The organism is Emticicia sp. SJ17W-69 (assembly GCF_051209875.1).
Lineage (GTDB): Bacteria > Bacteroidota > Bacteroidia > Cytophagales > Spirosomataceae > Emticicia.
This window is the reverse complement of the sequence record NZ_JBNTQY010000001.1, coordinates 2,665,823-2,679,821: the sequence shown is the minus strand read 5'-3', so window position 1 is coordinate 2,679,821 and position 13,999 is coordinate 2,665,823. Positions and strand designations below refer to the sequence as shown.

The window sequence follows — 13,999 nt, the reverse complement described above, 5'->3', positions numbered from 1 at the left end:
GGCGACACTTGGAAGGAAGAGCGTTCAAAGGCTCGAAAGTCCAACTCGAAAGCATTATATAAAGGCTTGATAGTTAATAAATTAACTCTAAAATCACCCCAAAACCATCACAATGCTGGTCGTTGGAAATTTTTAAAAATGAAAAATGAAGGTCATCCTCAATCTAATTCTAATAATATTTTTAAGCAATAGATTTGCAAATGGACAAAAAATTGAAAAAGTAGTTTATGACTTGAAATCTCAAAAAATTGACACAATTTTAGTTTATCGAAATTATGACAATGGAGCTATTCAAGCCCCCTTTGACTCAACAAATTGTGAAATAGATAACTTCGAAGTTTATCATATTTTTTATAAAAAGGATAATAAAATTACAGTTCAAAGAATTGATAACTGTTTTAATTACAAGCCTATAATATTAAATAAATTTATAAGTTTTAACGCCTTAGAAAGTAACATTAGCAAATTTGAAGTTGAAACAATAAAAAGGGTTGAAAACGTAAAGAGAAAATTTACTCACTCATTTTCAAAATCACATGATAATGTAGAAGAAATTAACCTTTACCTAAATGATAAACAAATAACTAAATCTTACCCTATTTATGTTATGGAAATGAAAAAATTTAATGGAATAAAAAATCAAAATTATAACTCCAACAACAGAAAAATCACAAAAAAAGTGGTTGATGAGTGTAGAGGAATTATTGCAAAGTTAGATTTCCAAAAAATTTAACGTATGATGCTTAAATAGTTTGACAGTTTTTAACTCAAAGGCTCGCTCGACAAGCAAAATTCGCTGGGTTTTCAGTTTTCAAACGCATAGTTTTCGGTGGACAGGACAGCTTTCTGGCATTTTATTTACATTTTCCGTTCTCAAAGTTGGTCTGCGACATGAAATTGGAAAAATAATTTATAGTTTTTTTTCTCGATAACTTTGCGGTTTACACTATTCCATAGCGGCTACTTTTTTTATATCTTTGGGTCGCTTATTTTTCGGGCGACACTCAGAAAGAAGAGCATGCAAAGTTCTTAAAGTCCAACTCTGGCAAGCAAGTAAAAGTTTGATAATCAACTAATTAACTCAACATTCGCCCCAAAATCATCTTGCTTGCGAGCGTTGGAAAAAATTTAAGCAGTTCAAAATAAAAATGAATATCAAAAAAACAATCAATTTGGAAATATTCAGAAAAGTAATTGAAGAATCAGCTGATGATTTAAAAAAAGAACAATCCAAACATTACTTGTCTTTTGACTATGCTGGCATAATTCCTAATGATGATGAAACATTTAGATACGATTTAACACCAAAAAATACAATTGTGTTTGCAACAACAGGAGGGGATGGAGTTCATTACAGTATTTTTGAAATTTCAGATAGTATCCAACCGATTATTATGACAGTACCAATGAATTACAGAAATTCATCAAAAGATTGTAATATAATTTTAGCTGAAAACTTAAACGAATTTTTATCAATAGGATTTTACAAAGGCTGGTTTTCATTAGAACAAATATGCTATGATTATGAAGGGACAATTCAATATTATGCAGATACAAATGAAGAATTAAATGAGGAAGAAAAAAAGTTTATAAAAAATTTAAGAAGTAAAATTGATTTTCCCCATATTCCTTTAAAAAAAGAAAGGCTAATTGAACTTGAATCTAAATACTACGAAGAATTAATTTTTGACAATGAATATTAAAATACTTTGTCCCTATACAACTGAAATAGCTTGACAGCTTTTATCAAGCTCATAGTTACTGCCGACGTGAGATTAGAGCGGTTTGCAAAGTGTTTACTTTCAATAGCTTCTACGTTTTTGGGTCTACTGCACTTATCGTTTTCGGCGACATGAGATTAGAGCGATTTGCATAGTTTTTTTTCGCAAAAACCTGTCTGATTATACTATGTTTTTAATATCTTAGCACTTTCATTTGTTGGGCGACACCAAATCAGCGAAGCTTTTAATATTAGTGAGTCCAACGTGACGAAAGAAGTAAATATCTATAAATCAATTTCTTAATTCAAAATAATCACCCAACTTCTCCTTTCGGAGCGTTGGAAGAAGAACAAAAAATATGCAACGCAGAAACGGAGATGAGGTACTTAGTGGTTGGTTTCTATATTTTGATGAAGTTTCAAATAACGTTTATAAAGTTGAATTAAACGATGGATTAGGACGTATTGCAGGTTGCACAGATTCTGATTTAGAAGCTGCAATTCTAAAATGTATTGAGTTTGCAAAAGATATTGATTTACAATTAAACAGAAAAAATTAACCTATTCTTCTGAAATGGTTTAGCAGTTTTTGTAAGTTTTTTTATACTTATCCGACATTTTAGTAGCGAAGTTTTACGAAACTATTTTCGCAAAAACCTCTCAGTAAAATGTCACAGTTTTTAGGCTCGTTCGACAATTTCAAAGCGAAGTTTCTAAGTGTTAGTTCTCAAATTACTTCGCTGTTTTTTGGGCTGCTTTTTTCAGCGTTTGGTTCGACGTGAAATTGGTGAAGTACAAAGGCTTTTTTTCGCAAAAACCTCTCTGATTATTCTACGTTTTTTATATCTTTGTGTTTGTTGGTGCTTGGCGACACTTGGAAGGAAGAGCGTTCAAAGGCTCGAAAGTCCAACTCGAAAGCATTATATAAAGGCTTGATAGTTAATAAATTAACTCTAAAATCACCCCAAAACCATCACAATGCTGGTCGTTGGAAAAACAAAAAACTATTAGATATTATGGCAATCCGAGTAACATTTCTTTTGCTTATATCTACTACGATTGCATTTTCTCAAATAAAATTAAGTGGCGAGTTTTGCTCATATACATTAGGAGAAGGAAATGTAACTTGTATTTCTTTTAAACCTAACAATCAATTTGATTATCAAATCTCTGGATGTCTAGGGATTTCAAAAATAGGAAATGGAACGTATATTTTGAAAAAACAAATTTTAAAATTAGTATTCGCCAATAATAAACAAAAAAGTAAAAGCCAATTTAGAATAGTAAATGGAGAATCTCAAAAAGAAACTGCTACATTAGAGTTTATAACTACTGACAGTAATAGTTTATATCTCCCAGCTTGGGTTATTCGAGATTCTGACTCTAAAATATTTCAACCTTTATCAAATGAGGCTAATATTATCATAAAACAAGTTAAAAAGAACGAAAATTACCAAATTACCCAAATAGGTTACGAAAAAATCAAATTAAAACTTGATAATAAGTGTAATAAAAAAATATTTGTATCCATTTATCCAATGCCACCAAGTATAATTTCTAATAAAATTCTTAAATATCGTTTGTTAGACATAAATGAGAATGAATTTTCAATTGGAAAAAATATTACAGACAAGTATAAGCGGATGCGACTGAAATAGTTTGACAGTTTTTGTCAAGCTCATAGTTACCGCAGACGGTTGATTAGCGAAACTTTAAAGTGTTTACTCTCGATAGCTTCTACTTTTTTGGGGCTATTGCACTCATCGTTTTCGGCGACGTGCGATTAGAAGAAGTTTGAAAGTTTTTTTTCTCGAAAACTTTGCAGTTTATACTACGTTTTTTATATCTTTGGGTCGCTTATTTTTCGGGCGACACTCGGAATGAAGAACTTGCAAAGTTGGTTTATCTCCAACGTGAGCAAGCAAGTAAAAGTTTGATAATCAACTAATTAACTCAACATTCGCCCCAAAATCATCTTACTTGCGAGTGTTGGAACGAAGTTCACGCTAATCTTTCTTTCAAATCTTTTTAGGCACTTGCGACAACTCTAATTCGTTAAGATTTTACGTTTTTTTTTCGCAGTTTCTTCAATTCCATTGTGGCTCGTCTCAGATTATTCTTTGTTTTTCTCGCAATTTTTCTTGGTAAATTCTCAATTTTTTCTCCACTTTTCTCAATTTTACTCTCGGCTTTTTTCAGTTTTTAGGCTTGTGCGACATGAAATCAGCGAAATTTTTAAATGTTAATTCTACCAAATTTTCTTCACAAATTGTTTAGCTTTTTAGGCTCGGGCGACAATTAATCAGCGTTGGTTTTCACAGCATTTCTTCGCAAAAACTTCTACGCCAATTCTTTGCTTTTTTAGTCTTTTGTTCGCACTTTTGTCGGGCGACATTACGAAGGCGTTGGTACGCAAAGTTTCTAAAGTCCAACTCGGGCAAGCAAGTAAAAGTTTGATAATCAATTAATTAACTCAGCATTCGCTCAAAAATCATCTTGCTTGCGAGTCGTTGGAAAAATTTAATCAATACCCAAAAAGTACCGAATAATAAATTTTTCTCCTTTCTCTTTTTTTGCATCTTACCATTATATACATTTGTTTAGCTACAAACTTAGCATTGTTAAAAATCATAGAAAAGTTAAATCATTATGAATTTTATTATGAAAAAATTATTCTTTTCTATAACTTTTTTTATTTCATTTCAAGCCAATGCCCAAACGCCTACAAAAGTTTGGGACTCAACAATTGGTAGTTCTGGGACAGATGTTCTAAGTTCAATTGTTGCTACAAATGACGGAGGATTCGTATTAGCTGGATATTCTGGCTCAGGTATTTCTGGGGATAAAACAGAAGCAAGTAAAGGTGTTTTTGATTATTGGATAGTAAGACTAAATAGTTTAGGGCAAAAAGTCTGGGATAGAACAATTGGGGGTAGTGGTATAGATTACGCAACTTCAGTTGTCGCTACTATTGATGGAGGATTTGTAGTAGCTGGATATTCTTACTCTGGTATTTCTGGTGATAAGACAGAAGCAAACAAAGAAAGTGGTTCATATACTGACTATTGGATAGTAAAATTGAATAGTGCGGGGCAAAAAGTTTGGGATAAAACAATTGGAGGTAATTTTTATGATGAGAAGCCTTTAATTTTGGCAACTATTGATGGTGGTTTTATAATAGCGGGACAATCTCTGTCTGGTTACTCGGGCGATAAAACATCAGGAAATAATGGCTACTATGGTTATTGGATAGTAAAATTGAATAGTTTAGGGCAGAAAGTTTGGGATACAAGCTTTGATGGTTATGATCGTGATTCAAGAGTAAGAACAATAACCGCTACCCTTGATGGTGGATTTGTTGTAGCAGGCATCATTGCAGCCGGCGGTATTAATACAGACTATAGGATAGCAAAATTTAATAATTCCGGCGGAGTGGTTTGGTATAAAACCATTGGGAGTTTAAAGACTGATCGTGCTAATTCGGTTATTGCAACCAGTGATGGTGGATTTTTGATTGCGGGTGAATCTTTTTCTGGTATTTCTGGAGATAAAACAGAAACAGGAATAGGAGCTGGATTTAACCCTTGGTTAGTAAAATTGAATAGTTTAGGAGAGAAGGTCTGGGATAAAAGCATCTCAACATTAGAATTTAGTTCTATTTATTCTGTTGTTTCAACCAATGACGGTGGATTTGTTTTAGCAGGATTAGCTTCTTCTTCTTATGGTATTTCTGGCGATAAATCGGAATCTGGCAAAGGGGGAGATGATTATTGGATAGTGAAAATCAATAGTTTAGGTCAAAAAGTATGGGACAAAACTATTGGCGGTAGTTCTGCTGATAGAGTTGGAGATTCACTTCCAGGTCCTACTGGCGGAATACTGAAAACTAATGATGGGAGTTTTATTATCGCAGGATATTCTTATTCTGGCATTTCTGGTGATAAAACACAGGCAAGTAAAGGTGATACTGATTATTGGATAATAAAAATAACAGATGGTTCTTCTGATTGTCCAAATACCCTTACTCCGACTGGTACAATAATAAGTAATCAAAAAGCAATAAATACCGTGATTACTATTGCTGGCAATGCAAGCAATGGCACACTCAATATAATTCCTAATAGTGCAAATGTAACTTATCAAGGTGGTCAATATGTGCTTTTAAACCCAGGCTTTGTAGCTAATCAAAGTAGTGTATTTATTGCTAAAATATTGGCAGGGTGTAATTAGCCCCCTATAAAAGAAATGTTCCATAGACTGCGAAATAGTTTGGCTTTTTTTTGTCAAGTTCATAGTTTTGGCAGACAAGAAATCGGCGAAGAGTTCAAGTGTTAGTTCTTAGCAACCTTTTTCAGTCCACTGCTTGCCAAGTTTCGTTCGACGTGAGATTGGAAAAACAATTTATAGCTTTTTTTCTCGAAAACTTTGCGGTTTATACTACGTTTTTTATATCTTTGAGTCGCTTATTTTTCGGGCGACACTCGGGATGAAGAGCTTGCAAAGTTGGTTTATCTCCAACGTGAGCAAGCAAGTAAAAGTTTGATAATCAACTAATTAACTCATCATTCGCTCAAAAATCATCTTGCTTGCGAGCGTTGGAACTGGGACAAATAAAAATAGTTGGTTATCTTTTGCCCTGTTTAATAAAAATAGTCATTCCCACATTTTAAAGTCAATAGCAAGTATCTATGAACAAACTATACTCTTTAGTATTTTTTTTAATTTACTCAATAAATTCCTTTTCTCAGAATAAGGAGTATTCTAATAAAATATTCAAGGGTTTTACTTTGGAAAAATTCCCTATCCATTATTTTCATGCACCTAAGTCGTCAAATAAATCCATTGAAGAAAGAAATAAATACAATGGAAAATTACAATTATATTATGAAGTTAATGAGTTTGGGCAACAAGACGGGTTCAAATTAATTATGGATAATAATGGAATTTTCCCAAAAAATATTTACTACTTTCAAAACGGAATAACAATTTATTCAGCATCGTTCTTTGATGATTCCAAAATTATTCAATCAATCACAAATAGAAATTTGAATGATGAATTAGATGGCTATGACATTTTTAGACAATTAAAATCAACAGGAGGATACACCGAAAAATCTACTAAATATGTTAATAGCAAAATGGTTGAATTAAATAATGTAAAGTTAGAAAATAAGTTATTCTTTAAAAACAACCTTCTTGATGGAAGTTTTCAAATCTTAGGAGAATCAAATGAAATTGGGGATGGAATAATATATGGAGAGGCACACAATGGTAAACTTATAAAAGCGAAGCTATTAAATATTAGTACCCTTAACAGCAAAGAATTTATAATCAAAGGTGATTCTATGTATATCACTACTTTTGCTACCGAAAACAATGATTTTGCTGAAAAAGAAGAACTTATTGTCAGAAATCAGCCTTTATTTTCAAATGACCGTAGTAAAATTGAAAAATTTGGATTTAATGGGTTTCCCTATTATTACTTAAATGGTAATTTTGATTTCGAAAAAATTATCAAAATAATGAAATATTATCAACCTGCACCACTTGAAAAAAAAATATCTGCCAGTAACAATTTGATTGATGGTGATTTTCAAATAAGAGTTTATCCGAATGGCTATACAGAAGGGTATAATAAAATCATTGATTTCAAAGGAGTGTTTAAACAGGGTATTGTTCTCAATCTTGAAGAGATTTCATATGAATTTGATAATCAAACTAATGACTCCACAAACTGCAAAATTAATATTTTCAGAAAAAATGAAAATACTTATGAGTTTGTTGAATCAATCTTTAACTATAAAACACCCATCAATACATCACCAAATAGAAGACTTAGAAATGATGAACTTTCTGAATTATCCTTCACACATAAAAAAACAACTACAACTACTCAAGGTAGCATTGTAAATTCCTTCGTCATAACATTAAACAAAGAGAGGAATGATAAAGAAACAGATACAGATGTCTATATAGATAAAGCAGAATTTAAAAGCGAATCTGGTGAATTTGAATATAATGAATTGTATAATAATGAGTACAAAGATGGTTTTATTTATCTTGACCTTTCAAAATTTAATGTAATTAATTATAGTAAATTGCTTAGTATAAAACGAAAAAAAGAGTAGAATTAGTCAAGTCATTTTTCAAGCTCACGGTTATCGCAGACGGTTGATTAGCGAATTTTTCAAGTGTTAGTTCTCCATAGCTTCGGCATTTTTGGGCTACTTTTCGCCAAGTTTTTTGCGACGTTTGATTAGATAAATAATTCAAAGGCTTTTTTCTCAATAGCTTCGTTGCTTTTTTACTACAATTCTTTTTACCTTAGCACTCATATTTGGTGGGGGACATTTGATTAGAATTGGCGTTCACAGTCCTTTGTCTCCAACGAAAGCAAGCAAGTAAAAGTTTGATAATCAATTAATTAACTCAACATTCGCTCAAAAATCATCTTGCTTGCGAGCGTTGGAAATGAGTTAACGCTAATCTATTTTTCAATTCCATTGCGGTAAGTTTTTCAGTTTCTTTCGACATCTCAACGGCGAAAAGTATTTTTACAAATTTTTCTCGCTTTTTCATCAACTTTCAAACTGTTACTCAAATTTTCCTCGCTATTTTCGCAGATTTCTCTGGAATTTCCTCGTAAATTCTCTGACTTTTTTCTCAACCTTTTGCAGTTTTGTTCAATTCCATTGCGGCTCATTTTTTCAGTTTATAGTTTCGCTCGACATTGATAATAAGCTGTTTGCATGGTGTTTTCTCTCTATAAACTTCTACGTTTTTATTAAGTTTTTTAGGCTCCTGCGACAACGCATCAGCGGAAAAATTGAACAGCCTTTTTTCGCAAAAACTTCTCTATTTTTTTCAATTCCATTGCGGCCTTGCTTTTTTAGGCTTTTGTTCGCACTTTTGTCTGGCGACATTTTGAAGGCGTTGGATTTCATAGTTATAGGTCTCCAACGTAACGAAAGAAGTAAATGTCTTTAAATCAATCAGTTAAATTAAATAATCTCCCAACTTCTCCTTTCGGAGCGTTGGAAATGTTTCTTTCTCTTACCGAATAATAAATAAAGTAAGTTCTTCTTTGGCTATTATTTCGTTTCGAGTTAATTGCGACAATAAAATTCAAATCAATGACAAGTATAGATACTATAAGACAATTTGCAGATGATTTTACAGAAGAATATACTCATAGTTCATTCGCTAAAATAATATACCCATTAAGAGATAAGTTAGCCACATTAGATTCAATTAAAGACAAGAGAACGTTTTTAAAGTATATAAAATTAAATATTCAACACGAACTTGAAGTTCATCAAGAAAGTAGCCACCCATTTGGTGATATAACTAAAAATTGTGGTTACGAAATACATACTGAAAAGTATCTATTCTATATTAATCAAGAGTTATCAATAATTGAAAAATTTGAAGAAAAGGAGAAAAATAATTTTCTCAGTCAATTTAGCAATGAAGTTTTAATACCATCGCTACTAACATTATTGGCTATATTTGGCACTTTGGCTTACAATTGGGGGTATTATAACAGTAAGATTGATTTTCTATTCTCTAAAATTGAGCCTCCTACGACAATTCCCAAGAAAATATCCGACACAGCCACAACCAATGCAAGCAAAAAGGGTATTAAAAATGATTCCGTAAAAATACCAATCGGGAAACCATAATGTATTCATTTTAACACTGTATTAAGATTAATTAATACACTAATATACTAAATAATATTAATAAAAGCAAATTTAATTAGCTTAATAAATATCAATACATGAATTATAAAATTTGCATATTAAGTACCTTATTATCTTTTATAGCTATTGTAAATACTTGTTTTTCTCAGGATTCTAATTATCTATCTAAAAAATTAGATAGTCTCAAAACAGAACAATCAAGACTATCAAGTAATTTAGATAAGATAAACTCTGAAATAACTAAGGTAGAAAATCAAATAACGGCTTTAACATTAAAAAATAATAGCACTTTGGGGTTTAAAAAAGTGAGTGTATTAACAAAAAATGAAATGCCATTTAGAAAAACGCCAATATTGAACGGTAGTGCTTCTGATTTTATTCCAAAAGGTAGCAATATTGAGGTAATTGACTATGAAAACGACTTTTTAAAAGTAATTTTTAATAAAAAAATAGGATATGTGTCATCGCTGCAATTTGCAAATTACGATGAGGTAAAAAGTCAAGTAGATAATTTATATGAAAGAGATAGGGGTATTCAAATCCAAAAGGAAGAGGATGTTTTAAAAAATAAACAAGATGAGATAAATAAGAAATATGAAAGATTAAGGTCAATGGGTGTCCCCATTGAATTATCAAAGGCAAGCGTATCATACAATTCTATTGGAAATCCCGAAGCAACATTAGAAGTAAGAAATATATCGAACAAGGTAATAGACGCTTTTGAAGTAGATATTTTGTGTTATGATAACTATAACAGACCAGTAAGTCATTATTTATATAAGACTAATAGATTTAAAGGTATATCACAAGACGAAATTGAACCGCTTAATGAAAATTATTCCACATGGACATTATATGGACATGAGAATACTACCAAAATAAAGATAATTATTAAGTCAGTTCATTTTAAAAATGGTTCTAAATGGATTCCAAAGACAATTATCGCTATTAGTGGAGAGTGATATTATTTACATCTAAAACCTTATAAACTGCTTAAATTACTCTAAAATGAAGCCAACAGTTTGCCCAACCTGCAATTCAAAGGTTGATTCAATCGAATCAAAATCGCCAGAAGATATATATAAAAGAGTCCTTGAAATTGGTAGCGAATGTCTAACCTGTGGAATAAGTTATAATACATTAATTCATAGACTTAGGGAAGAAAATTTTGAGTTTGACAGTGGTGGTTGCTTAGAGAGGTGTGTAAGAGAATGGTTTTGGAACTCTTTCTTCCATGAAGAAGCACATTGTGAACACGCAAATAGTGCAAATGATATTAAAAAACTTGACGAACACTTGGGTTGCAATTTTACAATGAGAGCCGATAGCTGCATGAAGCTATTGTCATTTAGAGAAGCAGAATTAAATAGAGCAAGTTCTGAAAAGAATTTCAAGTCCGCTAAGATGTCAAACAGGGTGGCTCTTATCGGTTTAGGAGTTTCTATTGTTACATTAGGATATTCATTACGTAAGGATTATAATGATGAAAAAGAGCAAAAGAAAGAATTATCAGAAATAAAATTACTATTAAAAGAATCTTCCTTGTCAAGCAAAACTTTGAATACCAACATTGATACTTTAAATTCCAATATTTATCAGGCAAACAAGTATATATCGGCTTACAAGGAGGTAAACCAAAAAAGAAAATAGTAATATACTCTATAAACTTGTCAAACATGGTTGCTTGCGACATGCAAAATGCGAAGTTTTTAAGTGTGAGTTCTCAGCAAAATATCAAACGCATAGTCACTTTCGACATTTCTAATGCGTGGTATTAGCTCAAATTTCACTCCGAAAAATAAATTCTTTTGCTTTTCATTTTCTTTTTTCAGAACTTAATATGCAGATTTGGTGAGTGACATTTAGGCAGAGCAGGTTATATGTTTTTTAGTCCTTAGCACGCATCTATCTTGGTGACAGTTTATCAACGTTGGCACTCAAAGTTGGTTTCTCTCCAACAAGAAGTATTATGTAAATGGCTTATAATTAACAAATTAACTCTAAAACTACTCCAAAACCATCATAATACTGGTCGTTGGAATGAATCAATTTTGACTTTGTAGTTAGTTGATTTGAGAGTTTACTCACAATTTTTTTCGTCTACTAATTATCAATTCTTGTTCGTTTTTGTCTGAAATATCTAAAGGAATTAAACCCGGTGGTGCAACCACAATTTTAAGCAAATTACTTTTCAATTCGTATCCTACGCTTACAGGTTTAGAGTCTTTGGGTGAACCTTCTGGAATAATATTTATCACCTTTAAATTTTTTATTTTACCTAATTCAAAATTATACTTTACTGTTTGTCCAGTTTCGTCTGTAAATACAAGTAGATTACCACTGAAGTTATACTGAAAAGCAACATTCTTTTTGATGCCATTTTGGCTTTCTGTTTCAGCTAACCAAATACCTTGCAAGTTTAAGTAATCTGATGACTTGTTTGAGAGTCTTGCTAAATTACAAGAAAAACAGAACAAAAGAATCCATAAGTTAAGTAGAAGCTTCATAAAATGGTTTTTATCACAAATTAAATTGAAAAAAAATAGAATTCCAATAATCGTATGCGACTGAATTAGTTTGGCAGTTTTTGGCTCATAGACTCATTCGACAAGACGGATTCGCTGGTTTTTCAGTTTTTCAAACGCATAAATTTTGGCGGACAGGACAGTTCTCTCCTACTCAATTTAGGATTTTGGCTTGCAAAGTGGGCTGGCGACAAGTTCTCTGATTGGTATTTACGCAAACTTTTCTTCGACTCGCAAATTTTTAACCAACTCATTTGCTTTTTTGTATTTTTCCATGCAAATTTACTTCCAGCAATCAAGTTGATGGGATGGGTTCATTAGCGTGCTTGGCGTCTGGCGACGCCAAATTAGAGCGGTCGCAAAGTTTTCTTGCGTCCAACACGGGCAAATAAGTAAAAGTTTGACATTCAACTAATTAACTCTAAAATCACTTCCAATCTTCTCATTTGCGGTCGTTGGAAAGTTTCAAATTCATAATAATGAAAATTGATAAGTTATCTGAAAGTTATTTGTTTCAACAACACTCAAAACAAACAGTCAAATTATGGATAAAACAACTTAAATATTTTCACTTTAAACGTGCTTGGGGTGGTCATGCTAATGATGGTGACGAATTTCAGGTGGCGTTTAGTTTTACTGATAGAGAAGATTTAATAAATAAAATTGAACAAATTGGATTCTCATTAAATATCATTCCACCAGACTTTCCAAGAGCAATAATAGGGCATTCCTATACAGGAACAGAGTTTACAAAATTCAAAAGTGAGATTAAGGAATTTCCTGACCTTGAACAACCTGGACATAAAAATATCTTTGGATGTAATACCTTTATTTGGGTCTATGAAAGTTTTATCAAAATTAAGGTTGCTGGCACAAAAGATGGTAATTTATATGAAGTTTCAGAAGAAGATTTTGGTATTTGTAAAATTTTAGAAAGTTATTTCGACAAATTAAATTGGAGTAATTTTCTGGACAAGTCATTGGAAGATAATGCGTGTTGCATTTCTCAAAAAAGATACCCAGAACTTTATAATGACGTTTATATTACAAATCCAAAACCAACTTGGTTACATATTATTCAACAATTCTTTGTCATTTAAATAGGCATTTTCGACACTTAATGAGCGGGTTTGCAAAGTGTTTACTCTCGATAGCTTCTACGTTTTTGGGGCTTCTGCACTTATCATTTTCGGCGACGTGAGATTAGAGCGATTTGCATAGTTTTTTTTTCGCAAAAACCTCTCTGATTATTCTACGTTTTTCATATCTTAGCACTTTCATTTGTTGGGCGACATTTTGAAAGCGTTGGTGTTCAAAGTCCTTTGTCTCCAACACGAAGCATTATGTAAAGGCTTGATAATTAACAAATTAACTCTAAAACCACTCCAAGAACCATCATAATGCTGGTCGTTGGAATTTTTCTATTCTTCGGTAGAATTTAAAAAATAAATGAATTTAATCGACTTGATATTTCCGAAAAATACAGAAAAAGACGAACCATCGAGACAAGATATTTTGAATGATGCTCTTGATATTGCTATGGAATTTGGCAAAAATTGGCTTATGCCGATTCAGGAAAGATTAAAATCAAAATATCCATTTTTAAGTGAGAATGATTTAAATTCATTCAACTCTATTTGCAAACAAATTATGAATGAAAGTAACGTTTTTGTTGCTAATAAGATTGGAGAATTGGTACGGTCAAATCAAAATATTGAATTTACAAAGCTTAAAGAAGAATTGGATAAATTCTTAAAAGTAAAACAAGATTGGATTGATGACAAGAATATTATTAGACTTTTGAATCAAGCAATGTACTATGCTTATAAATAATTACCTCGTTGTCAAGCTCATAGTTACCTCAGACAATTGATTAGCAAAACTTTAAGGTGTTTATTCTCGATAGCTTCTATGTTTTTGGGGCTTCTGTACTTATCGGTTTCGGCGACGTGAGATTAGAGCGATTTGCATAGTTTTTTTTGCAAAAACCTCTCTGATTATAGTACGTTTTTTATACCTTAGCACTTACTTTTGTTGGGCGACATCAAATC

At 31.8% G+C, this 13,999-nt stretch carries 14 protein-coding genes; 11 read left to right on the top strand and 3 right to left on the bottom strand.

Annotated elements, in window-relative coordinates; translation table 11 throughout:
* Nucleotides 1–145 precede the first annotated feature (145 nt).
* The 4 genes from ACQUQZ_RS10940 to ACQUQZ_RS10925 all read left to right on the top strand — a co-directional run bounded on the left by ACQUQZ_RS10940 (nucleotide 146) and on the right by ACQUQZ_RS10925 (nucleotide 3,378).
* Complete coding sequence (locus tag ACQUQZ_RS10940; protein ID WP_435354971.1) at nucleotides 146–733, top strand: hypothetical protein; 588 nt, start codon at nucleotides 146–148, stop codon at nucleotides 731–733.
* Between the two features lie 415 nt (nucleotides 734–1,148).
* Nucleotides 1,149–1,703, top strand: coding sequence for a hypothetical protein (locus ACQUQZ_RS10935; protein ID WP_435354955.1), 555 nt, complete (start codon nucleotides 1,149–1,151; stop codon nucleotides 1,701–1,703).
* A 376-nt stretch (nucleotides 1,704–2,079) separates the two neighbouring features.
* Nucleotides 2,080–2,280: a hypothetical protein gene (locus ACQUQZ_RS10930; RefSeq protein WP_435354958.1), complete on the top strand. Its 201-nt coding sequence runs from the start codon at nucleotides 2,080–2,082 to the stop codon at nucleotides 2,278–2,280.
* A gap of 294 nt (nucleotides 2,281–2,574) precedes the next feature.
* Nucleotides 2,575–3,378, top strand: coding sequence for a hypothetical protein (locus tag ACQUQZ_RS10925; RefSeq protein WP_435354970.1), 804 nt, complete (start codon nucleotides 2,575–2,577; stop codon nucleotides 3,376–3,378).
* A gap of 644 nt (nucleotides 3,379–4,022) precedes the next feature.
* Here ACQUQZ_RS10925 and ACQUQZ_RS10920 read toward each other — a convergent pair.
* On the bottom strand, nucleotides 4,023–4,184 hold the full coding sequence (locus tag ACQUQZ_RS10920; protein ID WP_435354954.1) for a hypothetical protein: 162 nt from the start codon (nucleotides 4,182–4,184) through the stop codon (nucleotides 4,023–4,025).
* 197 nt (nucleotides 4,185–4,381) lie between these two features.
* Between ACQUQZ_RS10920 and ACQUQZ_RS10915 the strand changes: the two genes are divergently transcribed.
* Both ACQUQZ_RS10915 and ACQUQZ_RS10910 read left to right on the top strand, forming a co-directional pair.
* Entirely contained in the window at nucleotides 4,382–5,950 is a 1,569-nt protein-coding gene (locus tag ACQUQZ_RS10915; protein ID WP_435354969.1) for a 3-coathanger stack domain-containing protein, read from the top strand.
* 815 nt (nucleotides 5,951–6,765) lie between these two features.
* On the top strand, nucleotides 6,766–7,848 hold the full coding sequence (locus ACQUQZ_RS10910) for a hypothetical protein (RefSeq protein ID WP_435354968.1): 1,083 nt from the start codon (nucleotides 6,766–6,768) through the stop codon (nucleotides 7,846–7,848).
* A gap of 319 nt (nucleotides 7,849–8,167) precedes the next feature.
* On the opposite strand, the gene ACQUQZ_RS10905 is transcribed toward ACQUQZ_RS10910, so the two are convergent.
* Nucleotides 8,168–8,299: a hypothetical protein gene (locus ACQUQZ_RS10905; RefSeq protein WP_435354967.1), complete on the bottom strand. Its 132-nt coding sequence runs from the start codon at nucleotides 8,297–8,299 to the stop codon at nucleotides 8,168–8,170.
* A gap of 554 nt (nucleotides 8,300–8,853) precedes the next feature.
* On the opposite strand from ACQUQZ_RS10905, the gene ACQUQZ_RS10900 reads away from it, so the two are divergent.
* The 3 genes from ACQUQZ_RS10900 to ACQUQZ_RS10890 all read left to right on the top strand — a co-directional run bounded on the left by ACQUQZ_RS10900 (nucleotide 8,854) and on the right by ACQUQZ_RS10890 (nucleotide 11,073).
* A complete protein-coding gene (locus ACQUQZ_RS10900; protein ID WP_435354966.1) occupies nucleotides 8,854–9,402 on the top strand; it encodes a hypothetical protein in 549 nt (182 codons plus the stop codon).
* Nucleotides 9,403–9,500: 98 nt separating this feature from the next.
* The gene (locus ACQUQZ_RS10895) at nucleotides 9,501–10,385 is read left to right on the top strand and encodes a DUF5780 domain-containing protein (protein WP_435354965.1); all 885 of its coding nucleotides are present in this window, start codon (nucleotides 9,501–9,503) and stop codon (nucleotides 10,383–10,385) included.
* Nucleotides 10,386–10,431: 46 nt separating this feature from the next.
* Nucleotides 10,432–11,073 (top strand): hypothetical protein, encoded by a 642-nt coding sequence (locus ACQUQZ_RS10890; RefSeq protein ID WP_435354964.1) that lies wholly within the window; start codon nucleotides 10,432–10,434, stop codon nucleotides 11,071–11,073.
* A 434-nt stretch (nucleotides 11,074–11,507) separates the two neighbouring features.
* On the opposite strand, the gene ACQUQZ_RS10885 is transcribed toward ACQUQZ_RS10890, so the two are convergent.
* Nucleotides 11,508–11,930, bottom strand: coding sequence for a hypothetical protein (locus ACQUQZ_RS10885; RefSeq protein WP_350268702.1), 423 nt, complete (start codon nucleotides 11,928–11,930; stop codon nucleotides 11,508–11,510).
* Between the two features lie 497 nt (nucleotides 11,931–12,427).
* Here ACQUQZ_RS10885 and ACQUQZ_RS10880 point away from each other — a divergent pair, with 497 nt between their 5' ends.
* The gene (locus ACQUQZ_RS10880) at nucleotides 12,428–13,048 is read left to right on the top strand and encodes a hypothetical protein (RefSeq protein ID WP_435354953.1); all 621 of its coding nucleotides are present in this window, start codon (nucleotides 12,428–12,430) and stop codon (nucleotides 13,046–13,048) included.
* A gap of 349 nt (nucleotides 13,049–13,397) precedes the next feature.
* On the top strand, nucleotides 13,398–13,781 hold the full coding sequence (locus ACQUQZ_RS10875; RefSeq protein WP_435354963.1) for a hypothetical protein: 384 nt from the start codon (nucleotides 13,398–13,400) through the stop codon (nucleotides 13,779–13,781).
* The last annotated feature ends 218 nt before the right edge of the window (nucleotides 13,782–13,999 follow it).